The sequence below is a fragment of the Streptomyces sp. NPDC006384 genome (assembly GCF_042870695.1).
Taxonomy (GTDB): domain Bacteria; phylum Actinomycetota; class Actinomycetes; order Streptomycetales; family Streptomycetaceae; genus Streptomyces.
Genome location: NZ_JBIAHR010000003.1, coordinates 39,411 through 55,208, shown reverse-complemented (window position 1 = coordinate 55,208; position 15,798 = coordinate 39,411). Strand labels below are relative to the sequence as shown.

Genomic DNA, 15,798 nt, shown 5'->3' with positions numbered 1-15,798 from the left:
CTTCTGTGCGGTTATGTCCATTTGTGTGCAGTTGTACGGGTGACGGAGTGCCGCGGGAAGGCGTAGTGTGCGAGGGCGTCAGCAAGCAGTCACGACGTCGGGAGAGAGAGACGGCATGGACCGCGGGACGGTCGGCAGCGCACAGTCGGGCCGGCTAATGGTCGAGGTGCGGGAAGAGGGCCCCAGTGCCGTCGTGACCCCGGCGGGTGAGCTGGACCATCACACCGCCGATCTGTTGCGCGAGCCGCTGGAGGAGTGCCTCGCCAAGGGATTCAGCCGGCTCGTCGTCGACTGTTCGCGTCTGGAGTTCTGCGACTCCACGGGACTCAACGTCCTGCTCGGCGCACGGTTGAAGGCGGAGGCCGCGGGGGGTGGCGTACATCTCGTCGGAATGCAGCCGGTGGTGGCGCGCGTGTTCGAGATCACGGGGGCCGAAGCGGTCTTCACCCTCCACGACACCCTCGAGTCCGCCCTGGCCGACGCGACCGGCTGAGCCGTCGCCCTCGGCCGCGGCGGCGGGTCCCGTGCGGCCACTGGTGCCGGCGTTCTCACCCCGTCCCGTGTTCCGTGGCGAACACAGGGGTGTTCCGCCGGTCCGGTCGGGCAGGAGACCTTCTGACCGTGAGTGTGACTGTGACTGTGTACGACGTTGAAACGTGAACTGGTGAATCGGTGAGGTGAAGCGCTGATGAGCACCACCCGGCCCTACTCGCCGGGCGACCGCGGTCCGGAGCCCAGCGGCGCTTCCGGAGCGTCCGACGGAGGCGCCCCGGGACCCGGTGAGCCCCGGGGTGACGGCACGCCCGCTGCCGGGTCCGGCGTGCCCGCAGCCGCCTCGGCGGCCGTCGCCGGTCCCCAGGTCCGCAGACTGAGCTTCGACGGCCAGAGCGGCGTCGTCCCGCTCGCCCGCGACTTCACCCGCCAGGCGCTGTACGACTGGGGCTGGCTGCCCTCCGCCACCGCCGACCAGCGTGCCGCCGCCGAGGACGTCCTCCTCGTCGTGTCCGAGCTGGTCACCAACGCGTGTCTGCACGCCGAGGGGCCGGACGAGCTGCGGATCACCTGCGAAAAGAAGGTGATCCGGCTGGAGGTCTCCGACCGCGGCACCGGCCAGCCCGCACCCCGCACCCCGCACCGCGCCGGGCGCCCCGGCGGCCACGGCATGTTCATCGTGCAGCGGCTCTGCCTGGACTGGGGCGTCGCCCGCACCCCGGGCGTCCCGGGCAAGCGCGTCTGGGCGGAGCTGGGCGCTCCCGGGTAGCGAGCCGGTTTCGTCGCCTTCCCCTGCGCTCCCGCGGTCATGCCGCAGGAGCGCTTTGTGCTGTCCGGCCGGCGCTCCGTTCCCCGGGCCGGGGACCGTGTCCCGGGCCGCGGCCCCTGGCCGGAGCCGATTTGCTCCCAAGATCATTCAGTGCCTACCGTCTCGGTGATCGCACGGGCGAACGCCCGTCGACACGACAACCGGCGTATCCGCGCACGTGAAATGACCAGCCGTGCCCGTGCGCCGAGAAACGGGAAGAGAATGCGAATGATCCGGGGGAAGAGGATCACGGGCGGCGTCGTCGCGGCCGTGCTCACCGCGACCGGGGGAAGCCTGGTGACGGCGGCGCCGGCCCAGGCCGCGGGCGCCACCTACACGTGCAAGGCCGAGGTGCACCTGGACCTGGGACGGCCCAGGGGCACGTCGTCGTGCAAGAAGTCGAGCAAGGGCAAGAAGGTCGCGCAGCACCGCGTGAAGCTCGTGTGCGACATCGTCCGGGGCCGTGGCACCCCGCACGAGATCCCGGTGGTGCTCTACGGCCCCTGGAAGAAGCCGGGCCAGAAGTCGACCGTGACGTGCGGCTTCAGCAGCTTCACCCGGTCCTGGTCGGTGCAGACCAAGTCCTGACCGTCCGGCCGGGAACGCCGAGGGCCGTCACACCGGGTGGTGTGACGGCCCTCGGCATACGGCTGTGCGGTCAGCGCACGTCGCCCATCAGCGACTTGACCTTGCGGCGGTACATGTAGATCGCCACACCGGCGATGACCGCGAGGGCCGCCTCGACGGCCACCGCACCCCGGCCGTTGAGGTCCACCCCGCCGACGGCGGAGTTGGACAGCAGGCTGGTGACCGAGTCGCCGGCGGTGACGGCGAGGAACCACACGCCCATCATCTGGCTGGCGTACTTGGCGGGAGCCATCTTCGTGGTGACCGACAGGCCGACCGGCGAGATGCACAGCTCACCGACGGTCTGGATCAGGTAGATGCCGACCAGCCACATCGGGGTGACCTTGGTGCCGTCGGAGGCCATGCCCAGCGGCAGCAGGAAGAAGAAGAACGACACGCCGACGAAGAACAGGGCGGCGGCGAACTTCGCGACCGTGCTCGGCTCCTTGCCCTTGCGGTTCAGCCACAGCCACACCCAGGCCATCACGGGTGCCAGCGCCATGATGAACACCGGGTTCAGCGACTGGTACCAGGACGACGGGAAGGTGAAGCCGAGCAGGGAGTCGGAGGCCTGCGTCTCACCGAAGGCCTGGAGCGTGGAACCACCCTGGTCGTAGATCATCCAGAAGACGGCGGCGGCGACGAAGAACCAGATGTAACCGGTCATCTTCGACTGCTCGACGTCCGACAGCTCCTTGTCCCGCTTGATCCGGAACAGCACGCCCGCCGGAATGATCAGGCCGATCACGGTGAGCGGGATCATCGCCCAGTTCAGGGTGAAGTGGCCGGTGAAGCCGACGATGCCGTAGAAGACGGCCGCCACGATCAGCCAGATCATGCCCTTGCGCAGCCACATCCTGCGCTCCTCGGCCGCCAGCGGCTTCGGGACGACGTTGCTCTCCGGGCTCAGGTTGCGGGTGCCGAGCAGGAAGGAGACGAGGCCGATGGCCATACCGACGGCGGCGAGGCCGAAGCCGAGGTGCCAGTTCACCTTCTGGCCGACGGTGCCGATGATCAGCGGAGCGAAGAAGGCACCCATGTTGATGCCCATGTAGAAGATCGTGAAGCCGCCGTCACGACGCGGGTCGTCCGGTCCGTCGTACAGGTGGCCCACCATCGTGGAGATGTTGGCCTTCAGCAGACCGGAGCCGAGCGCCACCAGCGCCAGACCCGCGAAGAACGGTGCCTGACCGCCGGGCAGTGCCAGCACGAGGTGACCGGCCATGATCGTGATCGCCGCGACCGCCACCGTCTTGCGGGGGCCCCAGACCCGGTCGCCGAGCCAGCCGCCGGGCATGGCGAGCAGGTAGACCATCGACAGATAGACGGAGTAGATCGCCGTCGTCGTGGCCAGGTCCATGCCCAGGCCGCCGCCCATGCTGCCGTCCTTGGCGTCAGGGCCGCCGGAGAGCAGGTAGACGACGAGCAGGGCCCTCATGCCGTAGAAGCTGAAACGCTCCCACATCTCGGTCATGAAGAGAGTGGCCAGTCCGCGGGGGTGGCCGAAGAAGGTCTTCCCGGACCCGGGGGTGCCCGGACGGACCGAGTCCTTCGTCAGGCTGGACGCCATGGTCGTTCCTTGCTGTCGGGACGCGCTCATGAGGCGATGCGCGCCCGGTGGGGGCAGCCGGCACCGGCGGTCTCGTCCGCCCGACCCCACGCCTGAGGGATTTCGCCCCGGATCACGGAGCGATGGACGGCGACCACCGGGATCCACGCCTCCGCGCGCTTCACTGCACGCGACGAGGCCCGGCCACAGGTCATTCCTTTCAAGGCCGGCCGTGGACCGGCCCGCACACGAAAGAGACCTTCAGCGTCGAACTGTCGCCAAAGGTCCTCTGGGTGCTACAGGCGCTGATTCACCATACGGCAGGACACCGCCCGGTATGGAAGCACTTGAGACGCGGATCACAGGCCGGAACGGAACCGCGGACGGCCGTTCGAAGGTCCGTTCCAGGATGGCATCCCACAGTCGCAGGCCCGTACCCGGGACCGCGAGGCGGGCCGATCCCCTCCGGGCGCTGCTCCGGGCGGACTACCATCAGCTCATGACCCGTGTACTGCTCGCCGAGGACGACGCGTCCATCTCGGAGCCGCTGGCCCGCGCACTGCGCCGGGAAGGGTACGAGGTCGAGGTGCGCGAGGACGGACCCGCCGCGCTCGACGCCGGGCTGCAGGGCGGTGTCGACCTGGTGGTGCTGGACCTCGGGCTGCCCGGCATGGACGGACTCGAGGTCGCGCGCCGGCTGCGCTCCGAGGGGCAGGCCGTGCCGATCCTCATCCTGACCGCCCGCGCCGACGAGGTGGACACCGTCGTCGGCCTGGACGCCGGGGCGGACGACTACGTCACCAAGCCGTTCCGGCTGGCCGAGCTGCTCGCCCGGGTCCGGGCCCTGCTGCGGCGCGGTGCCGCCGAGCCCCAGCAGCCGCCCGCCACGCACGGCGTGCGCATCGACGTCGAGTCCCATCGCGCCTGGATGGGCGACGAGGAGCTCCAGCTCACCGCCAAGGAGTTCGACCTGCTGCGGGTCCTGGTGCGCGACGCGGGCCGGGTCGTCACCCGCGACCAGCTGATGCGCGAGGTCTGGGACACCACCTGGTGGTCGTCGACGAAGACCCTCGACATGCACATCTCCTGGCTGCGCAAGAAGCTGGGCGACGACGCCGCCAACCCGCGCTACATCGCCACCGTGCGCGGCGTGGGCTTCCGCTTCGAGAAGAGCTGAGCCCCCAGGGCCGCACGCGGGTGCATGCACGCACGCGGGTACATGAGGGAACCGGGAAAACACAGGGGACATGCGCCGCCGACTGATCCAGTCCACGCTCGCCGTGGTGCTCGTCGTGATCGCCGTCTTCGGCGTCTCCCTCGTCATCGTCGAGACCCGCACCATCAGCAGCACCGCCCAGGAGCGGGTGGATCTGGAGGCGGCCCGGCTGGCCAGCATCGTGGACAGCCGCCTGCTCGGCACCGGCAGCGTCGACGCGGAGGTGCTGCGCCAGCAGGTCGAGGACGACCGCTACGCCGAGATCCGCATCCCCGGCCGGCCGGTCATCCGGGTCGGCGGCGAACCGGACGGCGACGTCATCCGGGGCGAGGCCACCGGCGAGGAGGGCGAGACGGTCGTCGTCGAGGAGCCGCGTTCCTCGGTGACCCGCGAGGTCGGCCGGACCCTGCTGATCATCGGCCTGGTGGCGCTGCTCGCGGTGATCGCCGCCGTTCTGCTGGCGGTCCGCCAGGCCAACCGCCTCGCCTCCCCGCTCACCGACCTCGCCGAGACCGCCGAACGCCTCGGCTCCGGCGACCCGCGCCCCCGCCACAAGCGCTACGGCGTCCCCGAGCTGGACCGCGTCGCCGACGTGCTGGACGCCTCCGCCGAACGCATCGCCCGGATGCTGACCGCCGAGCGCCGCCTGGCCGCCGACGCCTCCCACCAGCTGCGCACGCCGCTGACCGCGCTGTCGATGCGGCTGGAGGAGATCACCCTCACCGATGACCCGGAGACGGTGAAGGAGGAGGCGACGATCGCGTTGTCGCAGGTGGAGCGGCTGACGGACGTCGTGGACCGGCTGCTGACCAACTCCCGCGACCCGCGCAGCGGCTCCGCCGTCACCTTCGAGCTGGACGACGTCATCCAGCAGCAGATCGCCGAGTGGCGCCCCGCCTACCGCAGCTCGGGCCGGGCGATCGTCAGCTCCGGCAAGCGGCACCTGACGGCCGTGGGCACACCCGGCGCGGTGGCGCAGGTGCTGGCCGCGCTGATCGAGAACTCCCTGATGCACGGCGGCGGCACCGTGGCCCTGCGCACCCGCGTCACCGGCAACCAGGCGGTCGTCGAGGTGACGGACGAGGGGCCGGGCGTCCCCGCCGACCTGGGGGCGCGGATCTTCGAGCGCACCATCAGCGGGCGGAACTCGACCGGCATCGGGCTGGCCGTCGCCCGGGACCTCGCCGAGGCCGACGGCGGCCGCCTGGAGCTCCTGCAGTCCCGGCCCCCCGTCTTCGGCCTCTTCCTGTCCCGCACGCAGCCGTCGAAGAAAGCGTCGTCGGAGCGCACCGGCCCGACGGTGCGCTGAGGGGGGAGACAGCCTCAGCGGCTCGGGGGCGGCAGGGTGCGGAAGACCCAGGTGCGGTACGACCAGAAACGGAACAGCGTGCCGATGCCGATGCCGAGGAACTTGAAGATGTTGCTCTGCAGCGGGCTGTCCCAGCCGAAGCCGTAGGTCGCGGTGTACAGCACACCGTTCTCGATCACCAGGCCGACCGCGCTGAACAGCAGGAACAGCGACATCTCGCGGGTGCGGCCGCTCTTGTCGCGGTCCCGGTAGGTGAAGTACCGGAAGCCCAGGTAGTTGAAGACGATCGCGACGACGGTGGCGACGATGCTGGCCCGCACCACCTGGAGGTCGGTCGTGTGCCGCACCAGGTTGAAGACCAGCAGGTTGACCAGGACGCCCGCGCCGCCCACGGCGCCGAACTTCGCGACCTCACGGACCAGCCGTACGATCCGCTCCCGCATCGCGGCGCGCGGCGCGGGAGGAGCGGGGGGAGCCGTCCGGGCACCCGAGGAACCATGTCCCATGGTCGTGCAGGCTCCCGTCCATCGGTCGTCGTCGATCCGGCCATGCTAACCACCCGGGTGTGCGATCTTCCTGCGGGCACGGGGGCGGAGCGCCCCGGGGGAGGCGGGGGAAACGGCCGGCAGACCGGTGGGCCCCGCGCGGCCGATACGCTAGGGGTGTGACGTTCCCGGTAGTCGGCATGGTCGGCGGGGGCCAGCTCGCGCGTATGACACACGAGTCGGGCATCCCGCTGGGCATCAGGTTCAAGCTCCTCAGTGACACCCCTCAGGATTCCGCGGCGCAGGTCGTCGGTGATGTCGTCGTCGGCGACTATCGCGACCTGGACACGCTGCGCGCGTTCGCGAGGGGCTGCGACGTGATCACCTTCGATCACGAACACGTACCGACCGAGCACCTACGGGCCCTGGAGGCGGACGGCATCCCCGTGCGTCCGGGGCCCGACGCGCTGGTCCACGCCCAGGACAAGGGGGTGATGCGCGCGAAGCTCACGGAGATCGGGATCCCCTGCCCCCGGCACCGGATCGTCACCGATCCGGCCGACGTGGCCGCCTTCGCGGCGGAGGGCGATGGGGGCCCCTCCCGCTCGGGCGAAGCCGAGAGTGGGGGATTCCCGGTCGTCCTGAAGACCGTCCGCGGCGGCTACGACGGCAAGGGCGTGTGGGTCGTCGGCTCCGTCGAGGAGGCCGCCGAGCCCTTCCGCGCCGGCGTGCCCGTGCTGGCGGAGGAGAAGGTCGACTTCGTCCGCGAGCTGGCCGCCAACGTCGTCCGCTCCCCGCACGGCCAGGCGGTGGCCTACCCCGTCGTCGAGTCCCGGCAGGTGAACGGCGTCTGCGACACGGTGATCGCACCCGCCCCCGGCCTGGACCGGGACCTGGCGCTGAAGGCCGAGGAGATGGCGCTCAGCATCGCCAAGGAGCTGGACGTCGTCGGGCACCTCGCCGTCGAGCTGTTCCAGACCCGCGACGGCCGCATCCTCGTCAACGAGCTCGCGATGCGCCCGCACAACTCCGGCCACTGGACGATGGACGGCGCGATCACCTCGCAGTTCGCCAACCACGTCCGCGCCGTCCTCGACCTCCCCCTCGGCGACCCGCGCCCGCGCGCCCCGTGGACGGTCATGGTCAACGTCCTCGGCGGCGACTACCCCGACATGTACTCCGCGTACCTGCACTGCATGGCCCGCGACCCCCAGCTCAAGATCCACATGTACGGCAAGGACGTGAAGCCCGGCCGCAAGGTCGGCCACGTCAACACCTACGGCGACGACCTGGACGACGTGCTGGAGCGCGCCCGTCACGCTGCCGGCTACCTGAGAGGGACGATCACCGAATGAGCCAGGCCAGCCCGGACAGCCCGGTCGTCGGCATCGTCATGGGGTCGGACAGCGACTGGCCCGTGATGGAGGCCGCCGCCAAGGCCCTCGACGAGTTCGAGATCCCCTACGAGGTCGACGTCGTCTCCGCCCACCGCATGCCCCGCGAGATGATCGCGTACGGCGAGCAGGCGGCCGGCCGCGGACTGAAGGCGATCATCGCGGGCGCGGGCGGTGCCGCCCACCTGCCCGGCATGCTCGCCTCCGTCACCCCGCTGCCGGTCATCGGCGTGCCGGTGCCGCTGAAGTACCTGGACGGCATGGACAGCCTCCTGTCCATCGTGCAGATGCCGGCCGGCGTGCCCGTCGCCACCGTCTCCGTCGGCGGTGCCCGCAACGCCGGTCTGCTGGCCGCCCGCATGCTCGCCGCGCACGACGAGGAGCTGCTCGCCCGGATGCGCGAGTTCCAGCAGGAGCTGAACGACCAGGCCACCGAGAAGGGCAAGCGGCTGCGCGCCAAGGCCGAGGGCTCCGGAGCCTTCGGCTTCGGGAAGTGACGCCGATGACCTCCCTGGACCGGGCCCGGGAGCTGCTGCGGGAGTTCCCCGTCGTCGACGGCCACAACGACCTGCCCTGGGCCCTGCGCGAGCAGGTCCGCTACGACCTCGACGCCCGGGACATCGCCGCCGACCAGTCCGCCCACCTGCACACCGACCTCGCCCGCCTGCGGTCCGGCGGCGTCGGCGCGCAGTACTGGTCGGTGTACGTCCCCTCGGGCCTGCCCGCCCCGGTGACGGCGACGCTGGAGCAGATCGACTGCGTACGGCGGCTGATCGACCGGCACCCCGGGGAGCTGCGGGCCGCGCTGACCGCCGCCGACATGGAGGCGGCCCGCGCGGAGGGCCGTATCGCGTCGCTGATGGGCGCCGAGGGCGGCCACTCCATCGACGACTCGCTGGCCGCCCTGCGCGCCCTGTACGCGCTCGGCGTGCGCTACATGACGCTCACCCACAACGAGAACGTGGCGTGGGCGGACTCGGCGACCGACGAGCCCGGCGTCGGCGGCCTGTCGGCCTTCGGCCGCGAGGTCGTGCGGGAGATGAACCGCGAGGGCATGCTCGTCGACCTCTCGCACGTCGCCGCGACGACGATGCGCGACGCGCTGGACACCTCCGCCGCGCCGGTGATCTTCTCGCACTCCTCCGCCCGCGCCGTCTGCGACCACCCGCGCAACATCCCGGACGACGTGCTGGAGCGCCTGCCCGCCAACGGCGGCGTGGCGATGGTGACGTTCGTGCCGAAGTTCGTGCTCCAGGCCGCCGTGGACTGGACGGCCGCCGCCGACGAGAACCTGCGCGCGCACGGCTTCCACCACCTGGACACCAGCCCCGAGGCGATGAGGATCCACCGCGCCTTCGAGGAACGCGTCCCGCGCCCCGTCGCCACCGTGTCCACGGTCGCCGACCACCTCGACCACATGCGCGAGGTCGCCGGCGTCGACCACCTCGGCATCGGCGGCGACTACGACGGCACCGCCTTCACCCCGGACGGCCTGAACGACGTCTCCGGCTACCCGAACCTCGTCGCCGAACTGCTCGACCGCGGCTGGTCCCAGGCCGACCTGGCCAAGCTGACCTGGAAGAACGCGGTCCGGGTACTGGGCGACGCCGAGGACGTGGCCCGGGCGCTCCGGGCGACACGGGGCCCGTCGAACGCGACGATCACCGAACTCGACGGCTGAACGGCGGCCTCCCCCCGGCACCGGCGCACGCCGGGCGACCGGGACGGCGGAGGTGACGTACCGCCCACGGCCCAGGCCCCGCAGGGCCTGGGCCGTCCGGTGTTCAGCCCGTCGGACGGCCCATCGCCCGGTACGTCCACCCGGCCCGCCGCCAGGCCTCCGCGTCCAGGGCGTTGCGCCCGTCGAGGACCACCCGTGCCGCCACCGCCTCGCCCAGCGCCTGCGGGTCCAGCTCGCGGAACTCCCGCCACTCCGTCAGGTGCAGCACCACGTCCGCGCCCCGCACCGCCTCCAGCGCCGAGCCGGCGTACCCGAGCGTCGGGAACAGCCGCCGGGCGTTCTCCATGCCCTTCGGGTCGTACACCGTCACCTGCGCGCCCTGGAGGTGGATCTGCCCGGCGACGTTCAGCGCGGGGGAGTCCCGCACGTCGTCCGAGTCGGGCTTGAAGGTGGCGCCCAGCACCGCGACGCGCCTGCCCAGGAAGGGGCCACCGCCCAGCGCCTGCCGGGTGAGCTCCACCATCCGGCCGCGCTGGCGCATGTTGACCGAGTCGATCTCGCGCAGGAAGGTCAGCGCCTGGTCGGCGCCCAGCTCACCGGCGCGCGCCATGAACGCCCGGATGTCCTTGGGCAGGCAGCCGCCGCCGAAGCCGATCCCGGCCCGCAGGAACTTCTTCCCGATCCGGTCGTCGTACCCGATGGCCTCCGCCAGCCTGGCGACGTCGCCGCCGGCGGCCTCGCAGACCTCCGCCATCGCGTTGATGAAGGAGATCTTCGTCGCCAGGAAGGAGTTCGCGGCCGTCTTCACCAGCTCGGCCGTCGGGAAGTCGGTGACCACGAACGGGGAGCCCTCGGCGACCGGCGTGGCGTACACCTCGCGCAGCAGCTTCTCGGCCCGCTCGCTGCGCACCCCGACCACGATCCGGTCGGGGTGCAGCGTGTCCTGGACGGCGAAGCCCTCCCGCAGGAACTCCGGGTTCCACGCGAGCTCGGCGTCACCACCCGCCGGGGCGTGCTCGGCGAGGTAGGCGGCCAGCCGGTCCGCGGAGCCCACCGGCACGGTCGACTTGCCGACGACCAGCGCGGGTCCGCGGAGATGCGGCGCGAGCGAGGCCAGCGCGGAGTCGACGTACGACATGTCGCAGGCGTACTCGCCGTGCTTCTGCGGCGTGTTCACGCACAGGAAGTGCACGTCGCCGAAGGCCGCGACCTCGGCGAAGTCGGTGGTGAAGCGCAGCCGGCCGCTGGACCCCCCGATCCCCGCCACGTGCCTGCGCAGCAGCTCCTCCAGACCCGGCTCGTACATCGGGACCTCGCCCCGCTGGAGCATCTCGATCTTCTCGGGCACCACGTCCAGCCCGAGGACCTCGAAACCGAGCTCGGCCATGGCCGCCGCGTGGGTCGCGCCGAGGTAGCCGGTGCCGATCACGGTGATCTTGAGGGCCATGGGGTGCTCCAGGGATGTACGGCGGGCGTGCGGGCCGAGCATATCGGGGGCGCCGTGCCGACCGTCCGGACGGCTGTCGTCAACCTCACCTATCCACGACCGCGCACAGGGCTCTAAAATTTGGGTTACTTAACAGTAGTTAGCGTGCCCAGCATCACCCTGTTTTGGAGCGTGAGAGACCTTGGCCGGATCGGCTGACTTCGACCTGTACCGCCCGTCCGAGGAGCACGACATGCTCCGCGACGCCGTCCGCGCGCTGGCCGAGGCGAAGATCGCGCCGCACGCCGCGGCCGTCGACGAGGAGGCCCGCTTCCCGCAGGAGGCCCTCGACGCCCTGACCGCGAACGACCTGCACGCGGTACACGTCCCCGAGGAGTACGGCGGCGCGGGCGCCGACGCCCTCGCCACGGTGATCGTCATCGAGGAGGTGGCCCGCGTCTGCGCGTCCTCCTCCCTCATCCCCGCGGTGAACAAGCTCGGCTCGCTCCCCGTCATCCTCTCCGGCTCCGAGGCGCTGAAGAAGAAGTACATGACCCCGCTCGCCAAGGGCGACGGCATGTTCTCCTACTGCCTCTCCGAGCCCGACGCGGGCTCCGACGCGGCCGGCATGAAGACCAGGGCCGTGCGCGACGGCGACCACTGGATCCTCAACGGCGTCAAGCGCTGGATCACCAACGCCGGCGTCTCCGAGTACTACACGGTCATGGCGGTCACCGACCCCGCCAAGCGCTCCAAGGGCATCTCCGCCTTCGTCGTCGAGAAGTCCGACGAGGGCGTCTCCTTCGGCGCCCCGGAGAAGAAGCTCGGCATCAAGGGCTCCCCGACCCGCGAGGTCTACCTCGACGACGTCCGCATCCCCGCCGACCGCATGATCGGCGAGGAGGGCACCGGCTTCGCCACCGCGATGAGGACGCTGGACCACACCCGCATCACCATCGCCGCCCAGGCCCTCGGCATCGCCCAGGGCGCCCTCGACTACGCCAAGGGCTACGTCCAGGAGCGCAAGCAGTTCGGCAAGCCGATCGCCGACTTCCAGGGCGTCCAGTTCATGCTCGCCGACATGGCCATGAAGATCTCGGCCGCCCGCGCCCTGACCTACCAGGCCGCCGCCGCCTCCGAGCGCGGCGACGCCGACCTCACCTACCTGGGCGCCGCCGCCAAGTGCTTCGCCTCCGACATCGCCATGGAGGTCACCACGGACGCCGTCCAGCTCCTCGGCGGCTACGGCTACACCCGTGACTACCCGGTGGAGCGCATGATGCGCGACGCGAAGATCACCCAGATCTACGAAGGCACGAACCAGGTCCAGCGCATCGTCATGGCGAGGAACCTCCCCTGACGAGCACGCCCCCCGCACGAGAAGCGGCCCCCGGCGAGAGACGCCGGGGGCCGCTTCCCGTGTGCGCGGCTTGGGCGCGCACGGCCCGGCCCTCGTGCGTCACGGGTGGCTTTCCGCCATGACCGCGCAATGATCGAGCCAACTCGTTGTACGCATCGCTGGCACCTGCTAATTTTTTTTGGCAGGAGCAAGGAGTCCGTATGAACCTCTCTGATCTCACCGGAGACGAGTTGACGAAGGTGCTCGCCGCTCTGTCCAACCCGCATCGGCTGCGTGTCGTCGCGGCCGTGGCCAGGGAGCGCAACTACGTGAGCCGGCTGGCCCGGGAGCTCCGCATCAGCCGGGCCCTGCTGCAGGTGCACCTGCGCAAGCTGGAGAGCGCCGGCCTGGTCACCTCCACGATCGAGGTCTCGGAGGACGGAAAGGCGATGAAGTACTACGAAGTCGTGCCCTTCGCCTTGGACCTGACTCCACGCAGTGTCATCAGGCTCGCCGAGACGATCACCGTCGCGACCGAAGAAGAGGCCGGCCAGGCCGAGGGGGAACGATGAACCACATCTACGATCTGAACGGCATCATCATCACGCTGGGCGTCCTGCTGTTGCTCACGCCCGTGATCATCGTGGCCCTGCGGCAGATCGGCAAGACACAGCGCGCCAAGGCCGTCCTCGCCCGTGAGCAGGAGTACCGGCGGCTCACCGAGATGGCCCTGACCACACAGGAACTGCTGGACCAGCGGCTGTCGGAGATCTCCGCCCAGCTCGGCGACGTACGGGCGCGCGTCGAGTCCATGGAACGCACCCTCAAGGACGTCGAGTAGCCGCGACCGGGCACCGGCCCGTCGCCCTGCGCACCGCCGATCCCCTTCCCGCCGGACCTCACCCAGGGAGAACCGAACCATGCACGCGAAGCGCGTCGGAAACAGATCCGGCCGTCCCGTCCTGGCCGTCGTGTCGGCCGTCCTCGCCGGCGCCGCGCTCACGGCGTGCGGCGAGAAGACCGTGGTGGACGAGTCGCGGTACCGGGTCGACGACAAGGTGACGTCCCTGCGCGTCACGTCGAACGGCGGGAACGTCGAAGTGGTCGCCGGGGACGGCCCGGCGGTCGACGTCACCGAGCGGATCGCGTACGAGGACGAGAAGCCGCGCACCCGACACTCCGTGCGCGACGGCGCGCTCACCCTGGACGCTCCCGGTTGCGCGAAGGGCGACTCCGGTGAGTGCAGCGTCGACTACACCCTCACGGTTCCGCGCGGCACCGTCCTGTCCGTGGACACGGGCGGCGGCGACATCACCGTGCGGGGCCTTGCCGGGGCCGTGGACGCGGAGGCCGGCGGGGGCGACATACGGATCGACGGGGTCGCGGCGAAGAAGGTCGCCGCGCGCAGCGGCGGCGGCGACATCGACGCCTCCTTCACCGCGGCGCCCGACCGGGTCGAGACCGAGTCGGGGGGCGGCGACGTCACGGTGCGGCTGCCCGCGGGCCCCTACGCGGTGGACGCCAGGGCCGACGGCGGCGACCGCCGGGTGGACGTGGCCGGTGATCCGGCCTCCGCGCACAGGGTGAAGGCCCGCACGGGCGGCGGGAACCTCGCCGTCACCGCCGTCGGCTGACGGTGCCGCGGCGACCGGGGCGGCCTCGTCCGGCCGTGCCGGGCCGCCTCCCCGGCCGTCCGGGTCATGCGGCGGTGGGGGCACCCGCGACGCGGCGCTCGCCGCCGTTGCGCTCCTGCCAGAGGCGGTACACCTCGACGGCCTCCGCGCGCTCCTCGTGGCGCATCGGCAGCCGGCGCTCCTGCCAGGGCTTGGCGAACTCGTCGTAGAACGTGGCCAGTTCGAAGTACTTGCGGTCGTCGACGTAGTGGGGCTCGTAGGCGTCGCGGGTGGTGAGGAAGACGACCTCGTCCGGCGAGCAGTAGTACAGCGAGCCCAGGCACATCGGGCAGGGGTGGGCGAGGACGTAGACGGTGGTGCCGGTCAGGTGCTCGGTGCCGAGGGCGGTGCAGGCGGCGCGGATGGCGAGGATCTCCGCGTGGGCGGTGGGGTCACCGGTCTGGGCGACCCTGTTGGGGCTCTCGGCGAGGATCTCGCCGTCCTTGACGACGACGGTCGCGAAGGGGCGGCCGCCCTCGGCGACGTTCCGGCGGGCGAGGTCGATGGTGCGCTGGGCGAAGTCCATGAAGGTCCTCCAGGGGCGGGAGAAGGGGGGCGCGAGGCCGCCGGCGGGTGGCCTCGCGGGGGTCGGGGCGGGGCGGGCGGAGGGCTGTTCCTCCGGCCCGCCCCGTCGCCGTCCTTCTGCGGTGCCGTCCCGGCGACGGGTCAGAAGGGCTTGGTCGGCAGGTACTTGCCGTCGAGGGTGATGACGGCGCGCTCGCCGCCCTCGGGGTCGGCGACCTTCTTCACGTCGAGCCTGAAGTTGATCGCGGAGATGATGCCGTCACCGAACTCCTCGTGCACCAGGGCCTTGAGGGTCGTGCCGTAGACCTGGAACATCTCGTAGAAGCGGTACATGGTCGGGTCGGTCGGGATCCGGTTCGGCATCGAGCCGCGCACCGGGACGGTCTGCAGCAGCAGCGCCGCGTCGCCGTCCAGGCCCAGCAGTTCGGCCACGGCCTTCGCGGACTCCTCCGGCAGCGGGTGCTGGCCGAGGACGGCGGCGGTGGTGAAGGCCACCGACAGGCCCGAGGCCTCGGCGATCTGCTTCCAGGACAGGTTCTTGGCGGTCTTCGCCTCCACGGCCCTGGCGGCCAGGGCCTCACGGGCGGTCTGGTCGAACTGTGCGTGCAGCATGGCGGTTACGTCCTTTCGGGGGCCGCTTCACGGGAAGAAGCGGGGGAGTGGGGGTGGGGGTCAGGTCGCGGCCGCGGCACCGGCCGCGGTGAGGTTCTCGACCCGGCCGGTGGGGATGTCGTAGACCCAGCCGTGCAGGGCGACCGTCCCCTCCGCCAGGGCCTTGGCGACCGAGGGGTGGGTGGCCAGGTTCGCCAGCTGGGCGAGCACGTTCTGCCGCACCAGGGCGGGAACGTCACCGTTCGCGGAGGCGCGGGCGACCGAGGCGGAGGCGAGCCGGAGCCAGTCGGCGACCGCCGGGGTGCCACCGAGGTCGTGCCCCTCGGCGAGGGCGGTCATCGCGCCGCACGCGGAGTGACCGCAGACGACGATGTCCTTGACGCCCAGCGCGGCGACGGCGTACTCGATGCTCGCCGCGACACCGTCGGCGCCCGGGGCGTGCGCGGGCACGAGGTTGCCGGCGGTGCGGACGACGAACAGGTCGCCCGGCTCGGCGCCGGTGATCAGCTCGGGGACGACGCGGGCGTCGGAGCAGCCGATGAACAGCGTGTGCGGCGCGTGATGCGTGGCCAGGTGCGCGAAGAGCCGCGCCTTGGCCGGGAAGACGTCGCTCCGGAAACGGGCGACGCCCTCGGTCAGGTCCTGCATGGTCACTCCCTTCG

18 protein-coding genes are annotated in these 15,798 nt (G+C 71.3%); 12 read left to right on the top strand and 6 right to left on the bottom strand.

Translation table 11 applies throughout. From position 1 onward, the window contains the following. Positions 1-115: 115 nt before the first annotated feature. The 3 genes from ACFYOJ_RS04405 to ACFYOJ_RS04395 all read left to right on the top strand — a co-directional run bounded on the left by ACFYOJ_RS04405 (position 116) and on the right by ACFYOJ_RS04395 (position 1,888). Entirely contained in the window at positions 116-493 is a 378-nt protein-coding gene (locus tag ACFYOJ_RS04405) for an STAS domain-containing protein (protein WP_356554358.1), read from the top strand. 195 nt (positions 494-688) lie between these two features. Beyond that, the gene (locus ACFYOJ_RS04400; protein ID WP_356554357.1) at positions 689-1,261 is read left to right on the top strand and encodes an ATP-binding protein; all 573 of its coding nucleotides are present in this window, start codon (positions 689-691) and stop codon (positions 1,259-1,261) included. Between the two features lie 267 nt (positions 1,262-1,528). Beyond that, complete coding sequence (locus tag ACFYOJ_RS04395) at positions 1,529-1,888, top strand: hypothetical protein (protein WP_356554355.1); 360 nt, start codon at positions 1,529-1,531, stop codon at positions 1,886-1,888. Between the two features lie 70 nt (positions 1,889-1,958). Here ACFYOJ_RS04395 and ACFYOJ_RS04390 read toward each other — a convergent pair whose 3' ends face one another. After that, positions 1,959-3,497, bottom strand: a complete 1,539-nt coding sequence (locus ACFYOJ_RS04390) for an oligopeptide:H+ symporter (RefSeq protein WP_356554354.1) — start codon at positions 3,495-3,497, stop codon at positions 1,959-1,961. 478 nt (positions 3,498-3,975) lie between these two features. On the opposite strand from ACFYOJ_RS04390, the gene ACFYOJ_RS04385 reads away from it, so the two are divergent. Beyond that, positions 3,976-4,653 carry a response regulator transcription factor gene (locus ACFYOJ_RS04385; RefSeq protein ID WP_356554353.1) on the top strand — a complete coding sequence of 226 codons (678 nt, stop codon included), beginning with the start codon at positions 3,976-3,978 and terminating at the stop codon, positions 4,651-4,653. 70 nt (positions 4,654-4,723) lie between these two features. Continuing rightward, positions 4,724-6,001: an ATP-binding protein gene (locus ACFYOJ_RS04380; protein ID WP_356554351.1), complete on the top strand. Its 1,278-nt coding sequence runs from the start codon at positions 4,724-4,726 to the stop codon at positions 5,999-6,001. Between the two features lie 14 nt (positions 6,002-6,015). On the opposite strand, the gene ACFYOJ_RS04375 is transcribed toward ACFYOJ_RS04380, so the two are convergent. Continuing rightward, a complete protein-coding gene (locus ACFYOJ_RS04375; protein ID WP_356554349.1) occupies positions 6,016-6,507 on the bottom strand; it encodes a GtrA family protein in 492 nt (163 codons plus the stop codon). A gap of 158 nt (positions 6,508-6,665) precedes the next feature. Here ACFYOJ_RS04375 and ACFYOJ_RS04370 point away from each other — a divergent pair, with 158 nt between their 5' ends. Genes ACFYOJ_RS04370 through ACFYOJ_RS04360 form a run of 3 tightly spaced genes read left to right on the top strand, consistent with a single transcriptional unit; the run spans position 6,666 to position 9,561 of the window. Continuing rightward, the gene (locus tag ACFYOJ_RS04370) at positions 6,666-7,841 is read left to right on the top strand and encodes a 5-(carboxyamino)imidazole ribonucleotide synthase (protein WP_356554347.1); all 1,176 of its coding nucleotides are present in this window, start codon (positions 6,666-6,668) and stop codon (positions 7,839-7,841) included. Beyond that, positions 7,838-8,377 carry a 5-(carboxyamino)imidazole ribonucleotide mutase gene (purE, locus tag ACFYOJ_RS04365; protein ID WP_356554345.1) on the top strand — a complete coding sequence of 180 codons (540 nt, stop codon included), beginning with the start codon at positions 7,838-7,840 and terminating at the stop codon, positions 8,375-8,377. Before ACFYOJ_RS04370 ends, purE begins: the two co-directional genes overlap by 4 nt. 5 nt (positions 8,378-8,382) lie before the next feature. Then, positions 8,383-9,561 (top strand): dipeptidase, encoded by a 1,179-nt coding sequence (locus ACFYOJ_RS04360; protein WP_356554344.1) that lies wholly within the window; start codon positions 8,383-8,385, stop codon positions 9,559-9,561. 103 nt (positions 9,562-9,664) lie between these two features. Here the strand turns inward: ACFYOJ_RS04360 and ACFYOJ_RS04355 are convergent, their stop codons facing one another. Next, the gene (locus ACFYOJ_RS04355; protein WP_356554343.1) at positions 9,665-11,008 is read right to left on the bottom strand and encodes a UDP-glucose/GDP-mannose dehydrogenase family protein; all 1,344 of its coding nucleotides are present in this window, start codon (positions 11,006-11,008) and stop codon (positions 9,665-9,667) included. A 181-nt stretch (positions 11,009-11,189) separates the two neighbouring features. Here ACFYOJ_RS04355 and ACFYOJ_RS04350 point away from each other — a divergent pair, with 181 nt between their 5' ends. From ACFYOJ_RS04350 to ACFYOJ_RS04335, 4 genes are all read left to right on the top strand, one after another. Continuing rightward, positions 11,190-12,347, top strand: a complete 1,158-nt coding sequence (locus ACFYOJ_RS04350; RefSeq protein ID WP_356554341.1) for an acyl-CoA dehydrogenase — start codon at positions 11,190-11,192, stop codon at positions 12,345-12,347. 200 nt (positions 12,348-12,547) lie between these two features. Further along, positions 12,548-12,898: an ArsR family transcriptional regulator gene (locus ACFYOJ_RS04345; protein WP_356554340.1), complete on the top strand. Its 351-nt coding sequence runs from the start codon at positions 12,548-12,550 to the stop codon at positions 12,896-12,898. After that, positions 12,895-13,167, top strand: a complete 273-nt coding sequence (locus ACFYOJ_RS04340; RefSeq protein WP_356554338.1) for a hypothetical protein — start codon at positions 12,895-12,897, stop codon at positions 13,165-13,167. Before ACFYOJ_RS04345 ends, ACFYOJ_RS04340 begins: the two co-directional genes overlap by 4 nt. Before the next feature lie 79 nt (positions 13,168-13,246). Beyond that, positions 13,247-13,960 carry a DUF4097 family beta strand repeat-containing protein gene (locus ACFYOJ_RS04335; RefSeq protein ID WP_356554336.1) on the top strand — a complete coding sequence of 238 codons (714 nt, stop codon included), beginning with the start codon at positions 13,247-13,249 and terminating at the stop codon, positions 13,958-13,960. A 64-nt stretch (positions 13,961-14,024) separates the two neighbouring features. Here ACFYOJ_RS04335 and ACFYOJ_RS04330 read toward each other — a convergent pair whose 3' ends face one another. The 3 genes from ACFYOJ_RS04330 to ACFYOJ_RS04320 all read right to left on the bottom strand — a co-directional run bounded on the left by ACFYOJ_RS04330 (position 14,025) and on the right by ACFYOJ_RS04320 (position 15,784). Next, positions 14,025-14,525: a nucleoside deaminase gene (locus ACFYOJ_RS04330; protein ID WP_356554334.1), complete on the bottom strand. Its 501-nt coding sequence runs from the start codon at positions 14,523-14,525 to the stop codon at positions 14,025-14,027. Between the two features lie 140 nt (positions 14,526-14,665). Next, positions 14,666-15,136 carry a cyanase gene (cynS, locus tag ACFYOJ_RS04325; RefSeq protein WP_356554333.1) on the bottom strand — a complete coding sequence of 157 codons (471 nt, stop codon included), beginning with the start codon at positions 15,134-15,136 and terminating at the stop codon, positions 14,666-14,668. A gap of 60 nt (positions 15,137-15,196) precedes the next feature. Then, a complete protein-coding gene (locus tag ACFYOJ_RS04320) occupies positions 15,197-15,784 on the bottom strand; it encodes a carbonic anhydrase (protein WP_356554332.1) in 588 nt (195 codons plus the stop codon). Positions 15,785-15,798 lie beyond the last annotated feature (14 nt).